The following is an 18077-nucleotide window of genomic DNA, read 5'->3' as shown; positions in this document are numbered from 1 at the left end:
GCCGTCAGGAAATTTCCTGTCTCAGGACAGGCGACATTTTTTCCGTAACCCTTTTCGATTACATCCACTTAAAAATTACAGCCGTAAACAATCGACGCTGATTATCTCCGTGCGATTAATTCTGAGCTGTGAGTGATGAATAGTGTCATGGCAGCGTGTCTATCAGTTCCTAGATAGACCAGTCGTGATTTTAGAATTGGGCTGAGATATTAACGTGGGCTATGATTCGCTTGCTGTAAGATGAACCATGATCCAAGCGCTTTTGTTGGTGCAATCTATAAGCGTGCGTCGGTTGCCGGGCATTAGTAAATGAAAGGATACCGAGACAGTAAAGATTTTGAAGCTCCCTTGCTTCAACGGTCATTTTCCTTGCTTGGGCAAGTGACAGTTCAGGGTATGCACCAAGCCCCATGTTGATGCGCTTCTTGGTTACTGGGTGGTAATAGTTGAAATTCCATAGCCTAGAGCCATTGCTTCTCACTCGCATTTGTAATCCGTCACCGTCGACCAGGATGTAATCCTTTTCCTTAGGCTTGGCAGCTTTGAGCTTGAGCTCAGAAAGGCGAGAGGCTTGAGCGCACATTGGTATTCCATGAGAGGTTTTGGTATTCCAAAAATTACCACCTGAATGCTTGGAATACCATTTGGAATACCGGGTTTCGCGGATCCAGTCGGACGCTATCGGATCGTGATAACGCTGAAAGCCCCGTATTTACTGGATTTCAGGCACAAAAAAAGACGTCCGTGGACGTCTCAAATAGTCATTGACCGCGCCCAGGGTAAGTCCGATAAGGATTATCTTCTTGCTCTTCTGGTGCATGAGTTCTGGCAATCCTTGTCAATATATACGTATTACAAATACCGATGGTCAGTGGTTGGCTTTTTCTTTTCTAAAAGTGCTTGACGGGCGGTCGTTGGAGCTGGATTATTTTATTGCATTGGTTTCAGGTTGCTGTTTTTTGTCCAATACTGAGCGTAGTGGGGCGACGCCATAGGCTTGCATTGATGAATAAAGTACTTAGTTTAATAATGGAGGTTGATGGGGTTGCGCTGTTCGCCTTTTAGACTCAGGCCATATATCAAAAGTCAGAACTGACGCTCATTGGGAAGCAAGCTTTTCATACTTGGTAATTTTGTCAAGGTAGGGAAGTTTTGCCCAGATTCTGCCTCTAGACATCTATGGTTCAGATAGAGAGACGGTATGGACGATTTAAAGAAAATATCTCATTTGTTATACGCCCCGGGTGAGGTAATGCCTGGTATCGAGATGTCGTTAGCAGAAGCGTGCGCGCGTGGTTCAGCGGCTGCGTTGCATGACGAGGTGCCTTTCTGTGTTGTGCGTGACTGGATCTGGATCGATCTCATCGTGCCTGACGCGATACGAGAAACGTTACAGGCGTCCGGGCAACAGCCCGCGATGGTGTATGCCGGCCGCGTGTTGTACGACAGTGCCAACCGTTTCCAAGAGGGGGACTGGGTGCGTACAACACAACTGATTGAGTTTGCCGATGGGTGCATTTTCAGAACGCGCAATACGCGATATGTGCTTGCTGGCCCAGGGGCTCGCAAAAGCGCCGAGCTCACTACTGTGTTGAAGATTTTTTGATGCGTAGACAGATATTGGCGGGCATGGACGTACCAGACAACCGACACCCCGATGTGCCTTGCGACGTCTGTGGTACCTCCATGCGAGTGCCTGGGTACGGCGAACAGTTCGGTGTGCTGCAAGCGCACTGGGGATACGGCGCGCGACATGACGGTGAGCGTTATCGCGTACGGATGTGTGAAACCTGCTTCTTCATGACCTTGGCGTATTTGCGACAGGAGCGACGCATACATCATTTGTTTGGCGACGCCCCGCAGCATGAAGACTACAAGTTTGGGCGTATTGCTCGAGACGATTATTGGTTGGACAGCTAGCCGTTAGTGGGGGGGAGGCAACGAGTTTTGATCCGAATTTGGGTGCTGACGTGATGGGTTCAACTAAACGAAGTATCAACCAAGCACGTGATGTATCTGGCGCGTTGTCGCGAGCAATGGATATGTCTTTTGGTAGGGAAGTTACGGCGTATCTCACGGACGCTTATTTAATCGCAGGCTGTTGTATCGGCGTGGTTCATCGTCACGTGCGGGCGGATGTGTATGGAAGGTTTCAGGACGGTCACCGGGTTCGGACCTCCGATGTACTGAAAGCTCATGAGCAAGGCGGGTTTTGGGCGCTGTTTACCGCCACGGGCAGCTTGTACGTTATTGTGACTTTCAAAGAAGACGGCGGGCGTCTGTCACTGGATTGGCTGTTGGCACAGAGGGCAAAAGGCTTACACGCAACCCCGGTAACGATTCAGTGATCCGTTTCTCGTGTCACTATTATAAAACGGAGCCCACGGTCCGTGCTGATGCTCGTAGGTTTATATCCTCTGAGGAAAAGAAGGGCGGGGTGTCATGCAGGTAAAGCGTTGGGGACAACTTGATGCGCTTCGTCAACAACTTGGCGAAAGTCGCTGGTTACTTTGCGTGGATCTGGAAGCGACTTGCGATGACTACCCTGCCGACCTAAACGAGGCGGCCCGGAACGCTCACGTATTGGAGGTCCAGCGCGACGAGATGGAGACGATCGAAATTGGCATCGGGCTGTTGGATGTTCAGTTGGAGTACAGGATTGTCGATCATTTCGGACAGTTTGTCCGGCCGCTACTTCGCCCCACGCTAACTGAGTTTTGCACGGGGCTGACCGGCATATCTCAATCTGACGTCGATACTGCAAAGCGTTTCGCGGAGGTACAAGATCAGCTTGGTGAATGGCTGAGGCCGCGAAATACAGAAGGCTGGCGCTGGTGCTCTTGGGGCGATTACGACCGAAACCAGCTGAAGGAGGACGCTTTCAGAGCAGGGGTAGATGTATTGCTGGATCCGGCCCGTCATATCAATCTAAAGAAGTGCTTTTGGAAGATTTTCGCTTGCCGTGCGCTAGGGCTGAAGTGTGCAGTGGAAAGCATGGGCCTTTTGTGGGAGGGTGCGCATCACAGGGCCATCGACGATGCGCGTAATCTGGCACGGTTAGCGCAGTTACTGCTCAGCGCGAGGCAACCGACGTAGTAGGGGCGGACGGCGCTGTGCCTGCTCATCAATTCAACCCCGTGACCGCCCGGCTCGCATCTGGCCGCCATCTCACCAGTGCATACGGAACACATCTGGATAACATCATAAAGAGATTCAACACATAGCTTGGCGCGAGGTATTGGCTGATGCACCCGAATTGCCGATACTGCTAAATGGCCAGCATGCTTGTATAGGGAGTCGAAGCGATGGCAGGGAAGCGTAAGCGCAGCAGCAAGTCTGGTGTATCTGGAGCGATGGTTCTGTGTGCCCTAGTGATTGGGGGGCTTGCTTCCGTTCCCAAGGGTGTATGGGTTTTCTTGGGCGGAGCACTTATTGTCGGCATAGGCGGGTGGCTAGTAATAAAGGCCTTCAGCAAACCGTCAGTCATGTCTTCGGCAACAACTATGCGGCCACCCCAAGGGGGAGCTCGTTCAAGTTCCTCGGACCTCGGCATAAGCACCGGCCTGACGTTTTCATTGGATGAGGTCTCGCCACTAAGTGAGCCCTCTGCTCCTGCGCAAGTCTCGGCGTCGCCCCGGCAGGTTTCGGCAAAGCGAGACGACTCTGGCTTTTTTACCGTAACTTTAGAGGCCACTGAGCGGCCTTCCCACCGAATTCCGAGCGCGCCGGCGAACCTGAATAGTGCCAACGTGCGGTGGCTTTCTGCTGGCGAAACCATCGAAGTGGCGGGCGAAAATATCACTATTGGTCTGATCTACGTCGGCGAAGATAAAAACAGGCGCAATGGACCTTCGGAACCGTCACTGATCAACCCGAAACTGAAGGTCGCACGGGGCATCGTCGATATATCTGAGCGTCTCACCCCTTACTGGCCCAGTTACGACAGCATCTCTCCTGAGGCCCGCCGCGCATATTTGCAATGGCTATCCAGTGGTCGAAAGGCTCCGCATGCCAACATCGGCTACGTGTTCTTATTCTTCTACGGTCTTGAGCGTAGGGTTTTTGTCGACGCCAAGACGGATCAGGCTGCGGCGGCCGACATACCTATCATAATTGCCGAGGTGGAGCGGTTGCTCTCGATCTATGGCAAGAATAACTCCTTCAATAACTACGCCAGTCGCTTCGTAGACTTCCTCCGCCAAGGCCAAATACTCGCCAGGCGCTATCAAAAGGCGCCGCCGGCACCGTTACCTTACGGCTACGAAATGCCTGTAGAGCTGCGTATTGGCCTGGGTCAGTTGGCGGCTGACAAGCAACCAATGCCGGCTGACTGGGCGTTGGCCTGGGTGCTGTCTGATCACAGCATCGGGAAGCGGACACCCGTAACCCGCTGTAAAGAAGCGTTCGCCCAGTTGTTCTGCATGCGCTACGAGGAACGTTATGGCGCCGGTATGGTGCTCCCTCAGAACAAGACCCGTCTGAGACTCCAATACAACACCGCTTCTGCGGGTCTACCACCCCAAGAGCTGGATGGCCTATCCGGTATCCCTGATGTCACTGCGACTAGCGCAGCTCGGAAGAAGCTGCAGCAGTTGGTTGACGAATGCACAGTGCAGTTGGAGCCCTACAGTCGTTATCTCGGCCGCAACCCCGGCACTCCTGATGCACTAGAAGGGCTGTTACAGCTGCCCGTAAACCTGTGGCCGCCAGCAGCTCGAACAGCGCTCGCCGAGCTAAAGCAACGCATCGGCGATGGCATGGTGGTCATGAGCTTCGGTGAGCTGGCAGGGCGACTGCAGAGTGCAGGTAGCCTGTCGCGAGACAAGGTTCTGACGCTCGCCCGCGCTCTGGAGTCTTTACACATCGGTATCGAGCCGGATGTGCTGACAGGCAGCCGAACACCCAAGGCAGAGGACAATGTGGCGCTCTTTGCGACCCAGGCTGAAGATGGTGATCTGCGTTCTTCGCCGGCGTATAGCGCCGCCTCTGTTACGTTGGACCTTGCTTGTGCTGTGGCGGCGGCCGATGGTGACACGTCGCCGCAGGAAATTATGCTGCTATCCCAGCATATCGACTCCTGGTGTCACCTGAGCGGTGCTCATCGGAAACGCCTGAAGGCCCACCTGCGTCTGCAGCTTAACCAGCCACCAACCCTGCAAAGCCTGAAGAAGAAACTGGAACCCCTGGCCGAGCCGGCGAAGAGGGTTGTGGCGGCTTTTCTCGCTCACTTGGCGCAGGTCGACGGCGAGGTTAGCCCCGCAGAGGTGAAGTTGCTGGAGCGCGTCTACAAGACCCTGCAGCTGGATCCGCAATCGCTCTACAGCGACCTTCATGTGGCCGCCAGTGGCAGCGCCGTAGGCTCATCGCAGACAACGCCTTCCATTCCCGGAGCAACTCCGTCCAAGCCTGTTGGCGAATTTGCTCTGGACAAAGAGCGCATCGCTCAGTTGCAGCGTGAAACGGAACAGGTATCTGCGCTGCTGGCTCAGGTTTTCGTTGACGACAAGACTGCTGAGCCAGATGACGTAGTTGTGGAAGAGACTGTTGAGGATACTTCCTCCGTTTGTGGCTTAGACGCCGATCACTCAGCCTTCCTGCGTGTACTCGTATCCCGTACCGAGTGGTCTCGTGACGAGTTGGGGGCCGTAGCAAGCGATATGGAACTCATGCTCGACGGAGCATTGGAGCAGATCAACGACATGGCATTTGAGCATTTCGATATGCCAGTCACCGAAGGGGAAGACCCCTTCGAAGTTAACCCTGACATTATGGACAAACTACCGCTATGAGCAGCATCAGAGCCAAGGACCGCGATGCGGTCATCCAGTCCCTGCGCGCCGGCGTCGTCCCCCGTGCAGGCCAGCACCTGATTCAAGTGGGGCGTGTCGGGGAGCTGGAAGCACTCATCCGTGATGTGGAGCGCCTCGCGGAAAGCGGTTCCGCGTTCCGCGTAGTGATCGGTGAGTATGGTGCAGGCAAGACATTCTTCCTCAACCTGGTTCGCTCTATCGCGATGGAGCGCAAGCTCGTCACCATGCATGCCGATCTGAACCCGGATCGTCGTCTCCATGCTACTGGTGGCCAGGCTCGCTCGCTGTATGCCGAATTGGCCAAGAATATGTCCACCCGGACTAAGCCTGATGGCGGCGCTCTGCAAGGAATAGTCGAGAAATTCGTGGCGCAGGCCAAAACGGAAGCCAAAGCGTCCGGCAAAGACAGTGAGGCCGTGATTCGCGAGCATCTCGACCAACTGGCAGAGATGGTCAACGGCTATGACTTTGCTGATGTAATCGCGGCCTATTGCAAAGGCTTCGAAGAGGGTAACGAGCAGCTCAAGGCTGATGCTATCCGCTGGTTGCGTGGCGAGTTCACTACCAAGACAGATGCCCGCACCGCACTGGGGGTGCGAACCATCGTCGACGATGCTTCGGTCTACGATCAGCTCAAGCTGCTTGCGCGATTCGTTCGGTTGGCCGGCTTTAGCGGGTTGATGGTATGTCTCGATGAGCTGGTGAACCTGTACAAACTTTCCAACACCCAAGCTCGTAACGCTAACTACGAGCAGATTCTTCGTATCCTCAATGACTCCCTGCAGGGCTCTGCTGAGGGGCTTGGTTTTGTGTTGGGCGGTACACCCGAATTTCTCATGGATACTCGCCGCGGCCTCTACAGCTATCCGGCGCTGCAGTCGCGTCTGGCTGAAAATAACTTCGCCAAGTCCGGGCTGGTAGATCTGTCCGGCCCTGTCATACGCCTCACTAGTCTGACGCCTGAGGATTTCTACGTGCTGCTGCAGAAACTGCGTCATGTATACGCGGCAGGCGTGAGCGAGCGCTATCTGCTACCCGACGAAGCATTGCCGCTGTTTATGGCCCACTGCAACCAGCGGATGGGTGAGGCCTACTTCCGTACCCCGCGGACGACCATTACCGCATTCATCAGCCTGCTAGCGGTGTTGGAGCAGAATCCTGACGCTGATTGGCGGACGCTGTTGGGTGCCGTGGAGATTGCACCGGATCGAGGCGGTGAGGCCGATACCCAAGTGGATGCGGACGATGAGCTTGCCACCTTCCAGCTCTGAATCGGTTGGCTTCGATCTCCTTGAACCGCGAATCCAGCGCTGGATATGGGCCGAGGGCTGGACCTCCCTACGCGATGCCCAGGAGCGTGCTATCCCTGCGCTCTTGGGGGCCGACCAGGATGTCATCATCGCGGCGGCTACAGCTGCAGGCAAAACCGAAGCCGCGTTTCTGCCCATCCTTACCAATCTCCTGCAGGACACGGAAAAGCCTGGGGCGGTGCTTTACATCAGCCCGCTGAAGGCTCTCATCAATGACCAGTGGGATCGTTTGGCGAGGCTTTGCGATGAGCTTGAGCTTCCTGTCATTGCTTGGCATGGGGATATCTCAGCGAGCCGCAAGCATCGCTTCCTCAAGTCCCCGGAAGGCATTCTGCTGATCACGCCGGAGTCGCTCGAAGCTCTGTTCGTGAACAAGGGAACCAGCCTGGCGGGATTGTTTGCCAACCTGCGGTACCTGGTGGTGGATGAGCTCCATGCCTTTATCGGCAGTGAGCGAGGCAAGCAGCTGCAGTCACTCATGCATCGTGTTGAAACAATCATTGATCGCCCCCTGCCCAGGGTTGGTCTTTCCGCCACGTTGGGCGACATGACGTTGGCTGCTGCCTTCTTGCGTCCCAATGCCCCTCATCATGTGTCGGTGATCGAATCCAAGGGTAGTGGCCAGATACTTAAGGTTCAGATCAGAGGGTATGTGGAGTCCAAGAAGGCGCTCCCGGTACAGCCTGAAGGTGACGATGTTTTTTCTCCGGACCATGCCATCGCAGAGCATCTCTTTCAGGTGCTACGCGGCAGCAATAACCTGATCTTCCCCAACAGTCGAACTCAGGTTGAGTGGTTCGCTGACAATCTGCGGCGCCGTTGCGAGCAGGATGGTGTACCGAACGAGTTCTGGCCGCATCACGGCAGTTTGGCGAAGGACATTCGAGAGGAAACTGAGAAAGCGCTGAAAGACGGTGACCGGCCTGCCACCGCAGTCTGCACTACCACGCTGGAGCTTGGGGTCGATATCGGCAGCATCAAGACGGTAGTGCAGATCGGGGCTCCGCCATCGGTAGCTAGCTTGCGTCAACGCTTGGGGCGATCCGGACGCCGTCCGGGAGAGGCAGCCATTCTCCGAAGTTACTGCAAGGAGCGTCAGCTAGACGATGGCTCGCCCCTGTCAGATCGACTTCGCCAGGGTTTGCTGCAAAGCATCGCGATGATCCGGTTGTTGATGCAGGGCTGGTTCGAGCCTCCTCGTGTTCATGGCCTTCATTTATCGACGCTGGTACAGCAGTGCCTCTCGGTGATAGCCCAGCGGGGAGGAGCTACAGCTGCAGAGCTGTGGAGCACCTTGATACGCAGTGGTCCGTTCACTGGGGTGGAGCAGGGCAGCTTCCTCAGTTTGCTTCGTGCCCTCGGTGAGCGCGATTTGATAACCCAGGAAACATCGGGGCTCCTGCTGCCCGGCGTAGTGGGGGAACGCCTGATCAACCACTACGACTTCTACAGTGCATTTGTCAGTAATGAAGAGTTCCGCCTGGTATGCGATGGCAAACTACTTGGCGCATTGCCCGTCTCCAGGCCATTGACCGTCGATCAGCGAATTATCTTTGCTGGGCGCCGCTGGCGGGTAACGAGCGTGGACACTGAGGCCAGGGTCGTTGTCGTGAGATCCGATCCCGGTGGTGCTCCCCCGTCCTTTGACGGGCTTGGAGCCCGTGTACATGATCGGGTTCGGCAAGAGATGAGGAGCGTCTTGTTGGAGGCGGACGTCTACCCCTATCTTGATACTACGGCACAAGAGCTACTAGCTCAGGCACGTAGCGCTTTCTCGGACCTTGGATTGGTACATTCGAGCATGACCGAAAGCGGAGGTAAGACTTACCTTTTCAGCTGGCGAGGCGATTGGACAAACGATGCCCTAGCCATCTTGTTGACGCACACCGGACTAGCCAGTGAGAACAGCGGGTTGGTCATCGAGGTTGAGGGAGATCGGACGTCGCTTGAACGCAAGCTGCGTGAGATCGCCGAGTGGGACGGTATTGATGAATCCGCTGTTCTAGCGGACGTACAGAGCATGGCTCAAGAAAAATGGGATTGGGTGCTTCCGCCAGCATTACTCATGCAGTCTTACGCCACGATGCATTTGGACTTGGGTGGAGCAAAGGCCTTGGCATTGGCTCTAGTGAGCCAGCCTGCGGAGACGGCCTGATATCTAGCTTATTCGTGTGGTGCCTGCTTTGTTGAAAGCCGACTTTGGTTCATCTGGTCAAGATGGACCGCAGTCGGGCTTTGGTGTCATAGCTGCCGTAACGGCCGGTGCAACGGGGTTCCGGTAGCCAGAAGGTTATCGTTTGTTTGACTCCGTCCATTGCAAAGCCGAGCAGAGCGGCCGGTTGCATCTCATCGATGTGTCGCGTGGATAGGAGGGCTGCATCTCCGGTATCTAGTCCAACAGTTATCTCCATGTCCAGCGGGATGCCCGGATCGCTCATGCTGACTTGGTACAGCGCGTCAGGATGTGCCTGCCTCACTGATTTGGCGCCTATGTCAACGGTGAGGTAAAGCCACTCCGTCCAGAAGCGGCGCCCGAAGAGGACGGCATGCCTGGCTGACCGTCAAAGCGGGCAGAACAATTCGATCGTGTCTCTGACTTTTCCGCTCTCTGCCAGAGCGGCCGGTCATGCTTTATGCGCTCTTGGGATAACCCGCTCCCTGCAGGGAGTGCTTGGCTGTCTAGCCATCTTTTACCTTCACCAAGTACTGATGTCAGTGAGTGGGGTGATATGAGCATTTACCTGCATTGCCTTTCGCATACCCCCTTGATGGGGCATGTGGACCCATCGAAGGTCGTTCTGGATGAAGTTCACGAAGTGATCGAGGCTGCTCGTCAGCGTATTGCCGCGTTTGATCCAGAACTGGTAATTCTCTTCAGTCCGGACCACTACAACGGTTTTTTCTATGACGTGATGCCGTCGTTCTGCATCGGCATGGCGGCGCACGCCATTGGCGATTTCGGCACACTGGCCGGGCCGCTGCTGGTGCCGCAGGAGCTCGCCGAAAGCTGCGCGACGGCAGTGCTGGATGGCGGCGTGGATAGTGCCGTTTCCTACCGCATGCAGCTCGATCATGGCGCCGCGCAGCCGCTGGAAATGCTGCTGGGTGGCCTGCGGGAAGTGCCGGTGATCCCGGTCTTCATCAACTCGGTGGCTATTCCGCTGCCCAGCTTTCAGCGTGCCCGTCTGCTGGGCGAAGCGATCGGGCGATGGGCCAGCACGCTGGACAAACGCGTCCTGCTCCTTGGTTCCGGAGGGCTGTCGCATCAACCGCCTGTACCGGAATTGGCCAAGGCCGAAGGCCTCATGGCAGACCGGCTTAAAGGTAGTGGCCGCCACCTCCCGGCTGATGAGCGCGAAGCACGCACGCAACGGGTGATCCTCGCGGCGAAGCGATTCGCGGAGGATCAGGAGTCGCTGCATCCTCTCAACCCTGAATGGGATCAGCTCTTCCTGACTTTGCTGGAGCAGGGGCGCCTGAGCGAGCTGGATGCAGTGACCAATGCCGAGCTTTCCGCTCTGGCAGGCAGATCCACGCACGAGATCAAGACCTGGGTAGCGGCCTTTGCTGCCTTATCAATGTATGGCCCGTACCAGACCAGCGAACGTTACTACCGTCCGGTTCCCGAGTGGATCGCCGGCTTCGGTTCGTTGAGCGCCAGTCTGGCCGGGGCCGGTTTGAAATCGGGAGATATGCCATGAGCCAGTACAGCGAAAGCGCCACCAGTCGCTTTGCCCGCATCGAAGATCAGGGCGTTGGCCTGAACATTCACTACCACGACTGTGGTGCAGGCGATGAGGTGGTAGTAATGCTCCACGGTTCCGGTCCCGGCGCCAGTGGCTGGTCGAATTTCAGCCGCAACGTAGAGCCGTTGGTGCAAGCGGGCTACCGCGTGGTGCTGATGGATTGCCCCGGCTGGAGCAAGAGCGACACCATCATCTGCAGCGAGTCTAGGTCCGCGCTCAATGCGCGCGTGCTCAAGGGATTGCTGAATCAGCTGGGAATTTCCCGTGTGCACCTGATCGGTAACTCCATGGGGGGGCACAGTGTTGTGGCCTTCGTCCTGGCCTATCCGCAATGTGCTGATCGCCTGGTGCTGATGGGCGGGGGCACGGGCGGCGTGAGCCCCTTCGTGCCCATGCCCACCGAAGGCATCAAGCTGCTGCAGAAGGTCTACCGCGAGCCGACGCAGGAGAACCTTCAGCAGATGATGGACATCTTCGTCTACGACCCTAGTGACCTGACGCCGGCACTGATCGCCGGGCGCCTGGAGAATATCCTCCAGCGTCGCGACCATCTGGAGAACTTCATCAAGAGCCTGGCGGTGAATCCGCGCCAGTTCCCGGACGTTTCGATGCGTTTGGGCGAGATCACAGCGCCGACGCTGGTGATCTGGGGACGCAATGACCGCTTTGTACCAATGGATACCGGTTTGCGACTGGTCGCAGCAATCCCCAACAGCGAACTGCACGTGTTCAACAACTGTGGCCATTGGGTGCAGTGGGAGCACGCCGATCGCTTCAACCGCCTGGTGCTGGATTTCCTCGCCAGCTGATTCTGTGGTGTGCCCGTCCGGACGGGGCCGTGGATCTCGCCGGCCTTCCGCTTGCTGCGCCAGCGGCAACTTATTGCGCTGGCGGGATAACGCCGTAGCTGGCGGGAGCGCCAGCGCGGGCAGGCTCCTCCTACCATCGGCTGTACAGCATGTTTTCGCGCAACCGGCAGCAGGTCTGACTGCTGCCGAAGCGCAGTGAACCGCGAGGTGAATATGAGCGTGACCCAGGAAATTCTCGACCAGTTGGCGGCGGCCCTTCGCGAAGCCGAGCGTAGCGGTGAGGCGATCGCCCCATTGCGCGAGCGCATCGGTGAAGACGCTGGCGAGGCGGCCTATGCCATCCAGCGCCTGAACGTGGCGCATGCCGAGGCCTCCGGCCGTCGCGTAATAGGCCGCAAGATCGGACTGACCAATCCCAAGGTGCAGGCCCAGCTGGGCGTTGACCAGCCTGACTTCGGCACCCTGTTCGCCGACATGTGCTACGGCGACAACGAGGCCGTGCCTTATGGCCAGATCATGCAACCCAAGATCGAAGCCGAGATCGCCCTGATCCTGAACCGCGACCTGCCTCGCGCCGACACCACCTTTGCCGAGGTGCTGAATGCCACCGGCTGGGTGCTGCCGGCCCTGGAAATCGTCGGCTCGCGGGTACAGAACTGGAACATCCGCTTCGTCGACACCGTGGCTGACAACGCCTCCAGTGGTTGCTTCGTTCTCGGTGGTCCGGCTCTGGCCGTGGCGAGCGTCGACCTGCGCAAGGCGAGCATGAGCATGACCCGCAACGGCGAGCTGGTTTCCAGCGGTAGCGGTGCCGAATGCCTGGGTCACCCGCTCAATGCCGCAGTCTGGTTGGCGCGCACCATGGCGCGCCTGGGACAGCCGCTCAAGGCTGGCGACATCGTCCTCACCGGGGCCTTGGGGCCGATGGTAGGAGTCAACCCGGGCGACCGTTTCGAGGCTGTGATCGAGGGCGTTGGCCAGGTCGCAGTGAACTTCTCCGCCGAGTGATCGGCAGCCCATAAAGCAAGAGCGCATCCTCATGAAGAAACTCAAGGTTGCCATCGTTGGTTCCGGCAACATCGGCACCGACCTGATGATCAAGATCATGCGCCATGGCAAGCACCTGGAAATGGGTGCCATGGTCGGCATCGACCCCAACTCCGACGGTCTGGCCCGGGCAAAGCGCCTGGGTGTAGCCACTACCCACGAGGGCGTGGACGGCCTGACCCGGATGGAGGTGTTCAAGGACATCGACTTCGTCTTCGATGCGACCTCCGCCGCGGCCCATGTGAAGAACGACGAGTTCCTGCGCTCGATCAAGCCGGGCATCCGCCTGATCGACCTGACGCCGGCGGCCATTGGCCCGTATTGCGTGCCAGTGGTCAACGGCGAGGAGCACATCGACAAGCTCAACGTCAACATGGTCACCTGCGGCGGTCAGGCCACCATTCCCATGGTCGCCGCGGTGTCCCGCGTGGCCAAGGTGCATTACGCCGAGATCATTGCCTCTATCGCCTCGAAGTCCGCCGGGCCGGGTACTCGCGCGAATATCGACGAGTTCACCGAGACCACCTCCAAGGCCATCGAGGCGATCGGTGGTGCGGCCAGGGGCAAGGCGATCATCATCATGAATCCGGCCGAGCCGCCGCTGATCATGCGCGACACCGTGTTCGTGCTGTCCGAGGCAGCAGACCAGGCGGCAGTGGAAGCCTCCGTCGAGGAAATGTCGAAGGCGGTTCAGGCCTACGTGCCGGGTTATCGGCTTAAACAGAAAGTACAGTTCGACGTGATTCCGGAAAGCGCACCGTTGAGCATTCCCGGACTGGGCAAGTTCTCGGGCCTCAAGACGTCCGTATTCCTCGAAGTGGAGGGCGCGGCCCATTATCTGCCGGCCTACGCGGGCAACCTCGACATCATGACCTCCGCCGGCATGGCCACCGCCGAGCGCATGGCCGAAAGAATGCTGAACGGCGAGGGCTGAGGACATGAGCATGACCGACAAGAAACTCTACATTTCCGACGTGACCCTGCGCGATGGCAGCCACGCCATTCGCCACCAGTACTCGACGCAGAACGTGCAGGACATCGCCCGTGCACTGGACCAGGCGAAGGTCGACTCCATCGAGGTGACCCACGGCGACGGCCTACAGGGATCTTCGTTCAATTACGGTTTTGGAGCTCACTCCGATCTGGAGTGGATCGAAGCGGCTGCCGATGTCATCGAGAGCGCCAGGATCACGGTCCTGCTGATCCCCGGTATCGGCACCGTGCACGACCTGAAAGAGGCCTACAAGGCTGGCGCCCGCTCGGTGCGTGTGGCTACCCACTGCACCGAGGCCGACGTTTCCAGGCAGCACATCGAGTTTGCGCGTGAGCTGGGCATGGACACCGTGGGCTTTCTGATGATGAGCCACATGATCCCGGCCGAGGAGCTGGCCGCCCAAGGCAAGCTGATGGAGTCCTACGGCGCCCAGTGCATCTACATGGCTGACTCCGGCGGTGCGATGAACATGAACGACATTCGTGACCGCATGCGCGCGTTCAAGGCGGTGCTGAACCCGGAAACCCAGACCGGTATGCACGCCCACCACAACCTCAGCCTCGGCGTGGCCAACTCGATCGTCGCGGTGGAGGAAGGTTGCGATCGCATCGACGCCAGCCTGGCCGGCATGGGGGCCGGTGCTGGTAATGCGCCGCTGGAAGTCTTCATCGCCGCTGCCGAGCGCATGGGCTGGAATCACGGCACCGACCTGTACCGCCTGCTGGATGCGGCCGACGACCTGGTGCGTCCACTACAGGATCGCCCGGTACGGGTCGATCGCGAAACTCTCGCCCTGGGCTACGCCGGCGTCTACTCCAGCTTCCTGCGCCACGCCGAGGTGGCGGCTGCCAAGTACGGGCTGAAGCCTATCGACATCCTCGTTGAGCTGGGCCGTCGCCGCATGGTTGGCGGGCAGGAAGACATGATCGTCGATGTCGCGCTGGATTTGCTCAAGCAACAACGCTAACGAACAGCTCCTTTACGCCGTGCTAGCCACGGCGTTTTTTTATCCGTCATTCAGAGGCTGCAGCACGCCAGCCAAGCCCAGACACGAGGTGTATCGATGCTGTCCAACCTGTCGATGAAGAACAAACTGCTCTTCACCGTCCTGCCGCTGATGCTGCTGATCTATCTGGCGACCGTGCTGTTGGTCTATTACCAAAGCAAGTCTTCGACTGAAGCGCTGGCCGAGGTGGCGGTGGATGCCATTGCCCGGCAGCAGGCAGCGGAACTCTCCAAGCATTTCGATGCGCCGCTGAACGGCTTGCGCAACACCGCCGGTTTGCTAGCGCGAGAGATGATCGATGGAGAGCTGCCGGATCGGCGTATCGCCGACCAGATCGCCGAATCGCTGTTGCAGGGGCAGCCCGACACCGCGGCGGTCTGGTGGATTCCCCAGGGCGGTGGGGCCGATCGAAGCGTGTTGTGGCTGCGCAGTGCCGGTGGTTTGCATCCTGGCCTCGAGTCGCAACGGGAGGCGCTCCTGACCGAGCTGGGTCAAGTCGCATCGGATGTCGAACGGGTAGTTCCACTGTTGTCTCTTGATGATCGGCAGGTCATCGCGCTGCTGGTGCCGATATTTTCCGATGAGCAGGTGGTGGGCAGTCTCGGTGTTGGTCTGGACGCCGGCCTGCTGCAGCAGCAGGTCGCCGCCTTACGCCCGCTGGATGTGGGCGTGGCGGCGCTGATCGCCGCCGACAATACGTTGGTGGCGCACCCCGATCCTGGCCGGGTCGGCAAGAAGCAGCAGGATACTGAGGCCGACTTCCTCGGTGATCACTTTCGGGCTGTGATCGAGGCGGTCCGCAAGGGCGAGGGCATTACCCTGCGTTTCGACTCGCCTGCGCTTGCTGAAGAAGCCTTCATGCTGGTGACGCCAGTGACTGTCAGTGCAGCGGTCACGCCCTGGTCGCTTGGACTTGCGTTTCCCAGCTCTGCATTGCTCGGTGGGGTCAAGAGCCTGGCTCTGCAGTTGATCCTGCTCGGCATCTTCGCGTCGCTGGTGCTTGCACTCACCATGGTGCTGCTGGGGCGGGCCATGGCGCGGCCCCTGCAACAGTTGGTGGGTACCGTGCGCGAGCTGGCTACTGGCGATGCCGATCTTTGTGCGCGCCTGCCGGTGCGCGGGGCGGACGAGTTGACCAATCTGGCGCGTGAATTCAATCAGTTTCTTGAGACGCAGTGGGCACTGGTACGCGAAATCAAGGCTACTGGCCAGGCGCTACAAGGCGTATCGGACGAGCTACAGGCTGAAAGTCGCAACGCGGAGCGCTCGGTGGCGTCCCAGCGTGACGAGATCGGCCAGCTGGCCACGGCCATGCAGCAGATGGCCGCGACGGTAGAGGAGGTGGCTGGGAATGCCGGGCAGGCTGCGGTCGCCACGCAGGAAGGTGATCAGGCAGTGGCGCTCGGTCAGGCGAAGGTCTCGGGGTTGGTGGCAGCTATCCACGAGGATGCCAATACGCTGGAACATGTCTCGACCCTGGCCACCCAACTGGATGAGGCCAGCCAGTCCATCGGCACCATCGTTGCGGTGATCAGCGACATCGCCGACCAGACGAACCTGCTCGCCCTCAACGCGTCCATCGAGTCGGCGCGGGCCGGCGAGCAGGGCAGGGGCTTTGCGGTGGTCGCCGACGAGGTTCGGGCGCTGGCGCGACGCACGCACCTGTCGACCGAGCAGGTGTGCACAAGCATCAATCTGATCCAGGAACGCACGCGGACGTTCGTCGGCATCATCGAACAGAGTCGTCGCAGTTCGCTGGGCAATGTGTCCAGCGCCCGGCAAGCCAGCGAGGCGCTGGAAAGTCTCTCGCAGATCATGCGCAGGATGCGCGACATGAGCAGTCAGATCGCGACCGCCACGGAACAGCAGGCCGATACCAGCGACATGCTTTCACGCAGCCTGGGGAGCATTGCCGACTCGGCCGAGCTTGCATCCCATGGGGCCGGACTGGTCAGTCAGCGCAGCGACGATCTGGAGGCTAGCGCGGTGAGCCTGAACGCCCTGGTCAGTCGTTTCCGGCTCTAGAAATTCCCGGATCACTTGCCGTTACCCCCAACGGCGATGCGAGTGTGACTATTCGGTCATAAGTCGCTAAATGGCTGTTTTATAAGGATTAGTAATCCTTTTTCAGAGCGCTGGGTGCGCCGTGATCACGCACCGGAATTGACCACAGTCAATAACGTGCACTGAAGGGATAAGCCGAGCAGTACACGGATAGTCCGCATGGGCACGGGAACCTAATGTCGGGTTGCCCTCGTCGCAGAATCCGGGCGACGACACAACGTGCGGACCAGTCTCATGTCGAACCTCGTTACAAGCGAAATTCTCATTCCACAGGTGTCCGCCCCGAACCTTGGTGCGCGGTTGCTGAAAGTGCTCATGGGCCTGCTGCCATGGGTGATCATCGCTACCTTGCTCTGGGCCGGCCTGTTCATCCGTCCGCAGCCGGTCGGCGGCACCATCGTGCCGGCGCCGCTGGAGAGACGAGACCAGTTCTACGGTTTGGCCCTGCTGCCCAGCGGCGAACTGCTGGCTGCCGGTTCCTACGGCAAGATCCTGAAGATCGCTCAGGATGGCAGCATCAGTCGTTTGCCTACCGATGTGCGCAACACCCTGCAGGATATAGCTGTGTGGGATGCCCACCATGCAGTGGCCGTCGGCAATGATGGCGAGGTCCTCTACACCCGCGACGGCGGCGCCAGCTGGCAACAGGCGGCCGACGTACCCCGCTCCGAGGTCGCCAACAAACTCAACCGCGTACGCATCGGCGCCGAGGGGCTGGCCATTGCCAGTGGCGAGATGGGCGCGCTGCTGATCAGTCGCGACTACGGCAGCACCTGGGGGCGGCTGCGTGAAGAGGAAGACGTGGCCTGGAACGATGTGGCCATCCTCGATGGCGGTCGCCTGGTGCTGGTCGGCGAGTTCGGGCGGATCGTGCTCGGCAACCTCGATGGCCAGGAATGGAGGGACATCGATGCCGGCACCGGCACCTCGCTGATGGCGGTGTCTTTCCGCGATGCACAGAACGGCGTGGCGGTCGGCCTGGAAGGCACGGTGCTGGAAACCAGCGACGCAGGTGAGAGCTGGACGCCGCGCGACGTCGGTCTCACCGACCACCTGTTCGATGTGGCCTGGCTGGGCGAGCAGCAGCGCTGGTTCGTCACCGGTGCCCTGGGTCGCTGGGCCGCTGGCAGCGCCGAGCAATGGCAGGCCGGAATCCTTGATAGGCGCAACCTGGCCTGGCACGTGCGCGCACTGCCGGTCGCCGGTGGCCTCTGGCTTGCCGGAGCGGACATCGGCCACTGGGATGGCCAGCAATGGTCGCGCCTCAAGCCCTGAACACCTCATTTGCCTA

At 58.8% G+C, this 18077-nt stretch carries 13 protein-coding genes and 1 pseudogene; 13 read left to right on the top strand and 1 reads right to left on the bottom strand.

Annotated features, from left to right (window positions below; all coding sequences use genetic code 11):
* Window positions 1-340: 340 nt before the first annotated feature.
* Window positions 341-583, bottom strand: a pseudogene (locus AC0ZJQ_RS15710) (integrase arm-type DNA-binding domain-containing protein); the annotation flags it as partial.
* 618 nt (window positions 584-1201) lie between these two features.
* Between AC0ZJQ_RS15710 and AC0ZJQ_RS15705 the strand changes: the two are divergent.
* The 13 genes from AC0ZJQ_RS15705 to AC0ZJQ_RS15645 all read left to right on the top strand — a co-directional run bounded on the left by AC0ZJQ_RS15705 (window position 1202) and on the right by AC0ZJQ_RS15645 (window position 18061).
* Window positions 1202-1606 (top strand): DUF6957 family protein, encoded by a 405-nt coding sequence (locus AC0ZJQ_RS15705; RefSeq protein WP_011914493.1) that lies wholly within the window; start codon window positions 1202-1204, stop codon window positions 1604-1606.
* On the top strand, window positions 1606-1920 hold the full coding sequence (locus AC0ZJQ_RS15700) for a hypothetical protein (RefSeq protein ID WP_003291462.1): 315 nt from the start codon (window positions 1606-1608) through the stop codon (window positions 1918-1920). Before AC0ZJQ_RS15705 ends, AC0ZJQ_RS15700 begins: the two co-directional genes overlap by 1 nt.
* Window positions 1921-2442: 522 nt before the next feature.
* A complete protein-coding gene (locus AC0ZJQ_RS15695) occupies window positions 2443-3096 on the top strand; it encodes a 3'-5' exonuclease (protein ID WP_011914492.1) in 654 nt (217 codons plus the stop codon).
* A gap of 209 nt (window positions 3097-3305) precedes the next feature.
* Window positions 3306-5789, top strand: a complete 2484-nt coding sequence (locus AC0ZJQ_RS15690) for a tellurite resistance TerB family protein (protein WP_011914491.1) — start codon at window positions 3306-3308, stop codon at window positions 5787-5789.
* Window positions 5786-7081, top strand: coding sequence for an ATP-binding protein (locus AC0ZJQ_RS15685; protein ID WP_014597639.1), 1296 nt, complete (start codon window positions 5786-5788; stop codon window positions 7079-7081). The genes AC0ZJQ_RS15690 and AC0ZJQ_RS15685 overlap by 4 nt, the downstream gene beginning before the upstream one ends.
* Entirely contained in the window at window positions 7056-9275 is a 2220-nt protein-coding gene (locus AC0ZJQ_RS15680; protein WP_476476892.1) for a DEAD/DEAH box helicase, read from the top strand. Before AC0ZJQ_RS15685 ends, AC0ZJQ_RS15680 begins: the two co-directional genes overlap by 26 nt.
* Window positions 9276-9849: 574 nt before the next feature.
* Complete coding sequence (gene mhpB / locus AC0ZJQ_RS15675) at window positions 9850-10821, top strand: 3-carboxyethylcatechol 2,3-dioxygenase (protein WP_009868003.1); 972 nt, start codon at window positions 9850-9852, stop codon at window positions 10819-10821.
* Entirely contained in the window at window positions 10818-11675 is an 858-nt protein-coding gene (locus tag AC0ZJQ_RS15670; protein WP_009868005.1) for an alpha/beta fold hydrolase, read from the top strand. Before mhpB ends, AC0ZJQ_RS15670 begins: the two co-directional genes overlap by 4 nt.
* Before the next feature lie 213 nt (window positions 11676-11888).
* Complete coding sequence (gene mhpD / locus AC0ZJQ_RS15665) at window positions 11889-12683, top strand: 2-keto-4-pentenoate hydratase (protein WP_009868007.1); 795 nt, start codon at window positions 11889-11891, stop codon at window positions 12681-12683.
* A 31-nt stretch (window positions 12684-12714) separates the two neighbouring features.
* Window positions 12715-13656: an acetaldehyde dehydrogenase (acetylating) gene (locus AC0ZJQ_RS15660; RefSeq protein WP_009868016.1), complete on the top strand. Its 942-nt coding sequence runs from the start codon at window positions 12715-12717 to the stop codon at window positions 13654-13656.
* Window positions 13657-13666: 10 nt separating this feature from the next.
* Window positions 13667-14683: a 4-hydroxy-2-oxovalerate aldolase gene (gene dmpG / locus AC0ZJQ_RS15655; protein ID WP_009868017.1), complete on the top strand. Its 1017-nt coding sequence runs from the start codon at window positions 13667-13669 to the stop codon at window positions 14681-14683.
* Window positions 14684-14779: 96 nt separating this feature from the next.
* On the top strand, window positions 14780-16747 hold the full coding sequence (locus AC0ZJQ_RS15650; RefSeq protein ID WP_009868018.1) for a methyl-accepting chemotaxis protein: 1968 nt from the start codon (window positions 14780-14782) through the stop codon (window positions 16745-16747).
* Between the two features lie 273 nt (window positions 16748-17020).
* Window positions 17021-18061, top strand: coding sequence for a WD40/YVTN/BNR-like repeat-containing protein (locus AC0ZJQ_RS15645; protein ID WP_037019949.1), 1041 nt, complete (start codon window positions 17021-17023; stop codon window positions 18059-18061).
* Window positions 18062-18077 lie beyond the last annotated feature (16 nt).

Source organism: Stutzerimonas sp. 21-1, assembly GCF_056336065.1.
This window is presented reverse-complemented; position numbering and strand designations above follow the sequence as displayed.

Coding starts and splice junctions, on each gene's coding strand:
- AC0ZJQ_RS15680 (WP_476476892.1), top strand. CDS start 7,056: ATGAGCTTGCCACCTTCCAGCTCTGAATCGGTTGGCTTCGATCTCCTT.
- AC0ZJQ_RS15670 (WP_009868005.1), top strand. CDS start 10,818: ATGAGCCAGTACAGCGAAAGCGCCACCAGTCGCTTTGCCCGCATCGAA.
- AC0ZJQ_RS15700 (WP_003291462.1), top strand. CDS start 1,606: ATGCGTAGACAGATATTGGCGGGCATGGACGTACCAGACAACCGACAC.
- mhpB (WP_009868003.1), top strand. CDS start 9,850: ATGAGCATTTACCTGCATTGCCTTTCGCATACCCCCTTGATGGGGCAT.
- AC0ZJQ_RS15705 (WP_011914493.1), top strand. CDS start 1,202: ATGGACGATTTAAAGAAAATATCTCATTTGTTATACGCCCCGGGTGAG.
- AC0ZJQ_RS15690 (WP_011914491.1), top strand. CDS start 3,306: ATGGCAGGGAAGCGTAAGCGCAGCAGCAAGTCTGGTGTATCTGGAGCG.
- AC0ZJQ_RS15650 (WP_009868018.1), top strand. CDS start 14,780: ATGCTGTCCAACCTGTCGATGAAGAACAAACTGCTCTTCACCGTCCTG.
- AC0ZJQ_RS15695 (WP_011914492.1), top strand. CDS start 2,443: ATGCAGGTAAAGCGTTGGGGACAACTTGATGCGCTTCGTCAACAACTT.
- AC0ZJQ_RS15645 (WP_037019949.1), top strand. CDS start 17,021: ATGTCGAACCTCGTTACAAGCGAAATTCTCATTCCACAGGTGTCCGCC.
- mhpD (WP_009868007.1), top strand. CDS start 11,889: ATGAGCGTGACCCAGGAAATTCTCGACCAGTTGGCGGCGGCCCTTCGC.
- AC0ZJQ_RS15660 (WP_009868016.1), top strand. CDS start 12,715: ATGAAGAAACTCAAGGTTGCCATCGTTGGTTCCGGCAACATCGGCACC.
- AC0ZJQ_RS15685 (WP_014597639.1), top strand. CDS start 5,786: ATGAGCAGCATCAGAGCCAAGGACCGCGATGCGGTCATCCAGTCCCTG.
- dmpG (WP_009868017.1), top strand. CDS start 13,667: ATGACCGACAAGAAACTCTACATTTCCGACGTGACCCTGCGCGATGGC.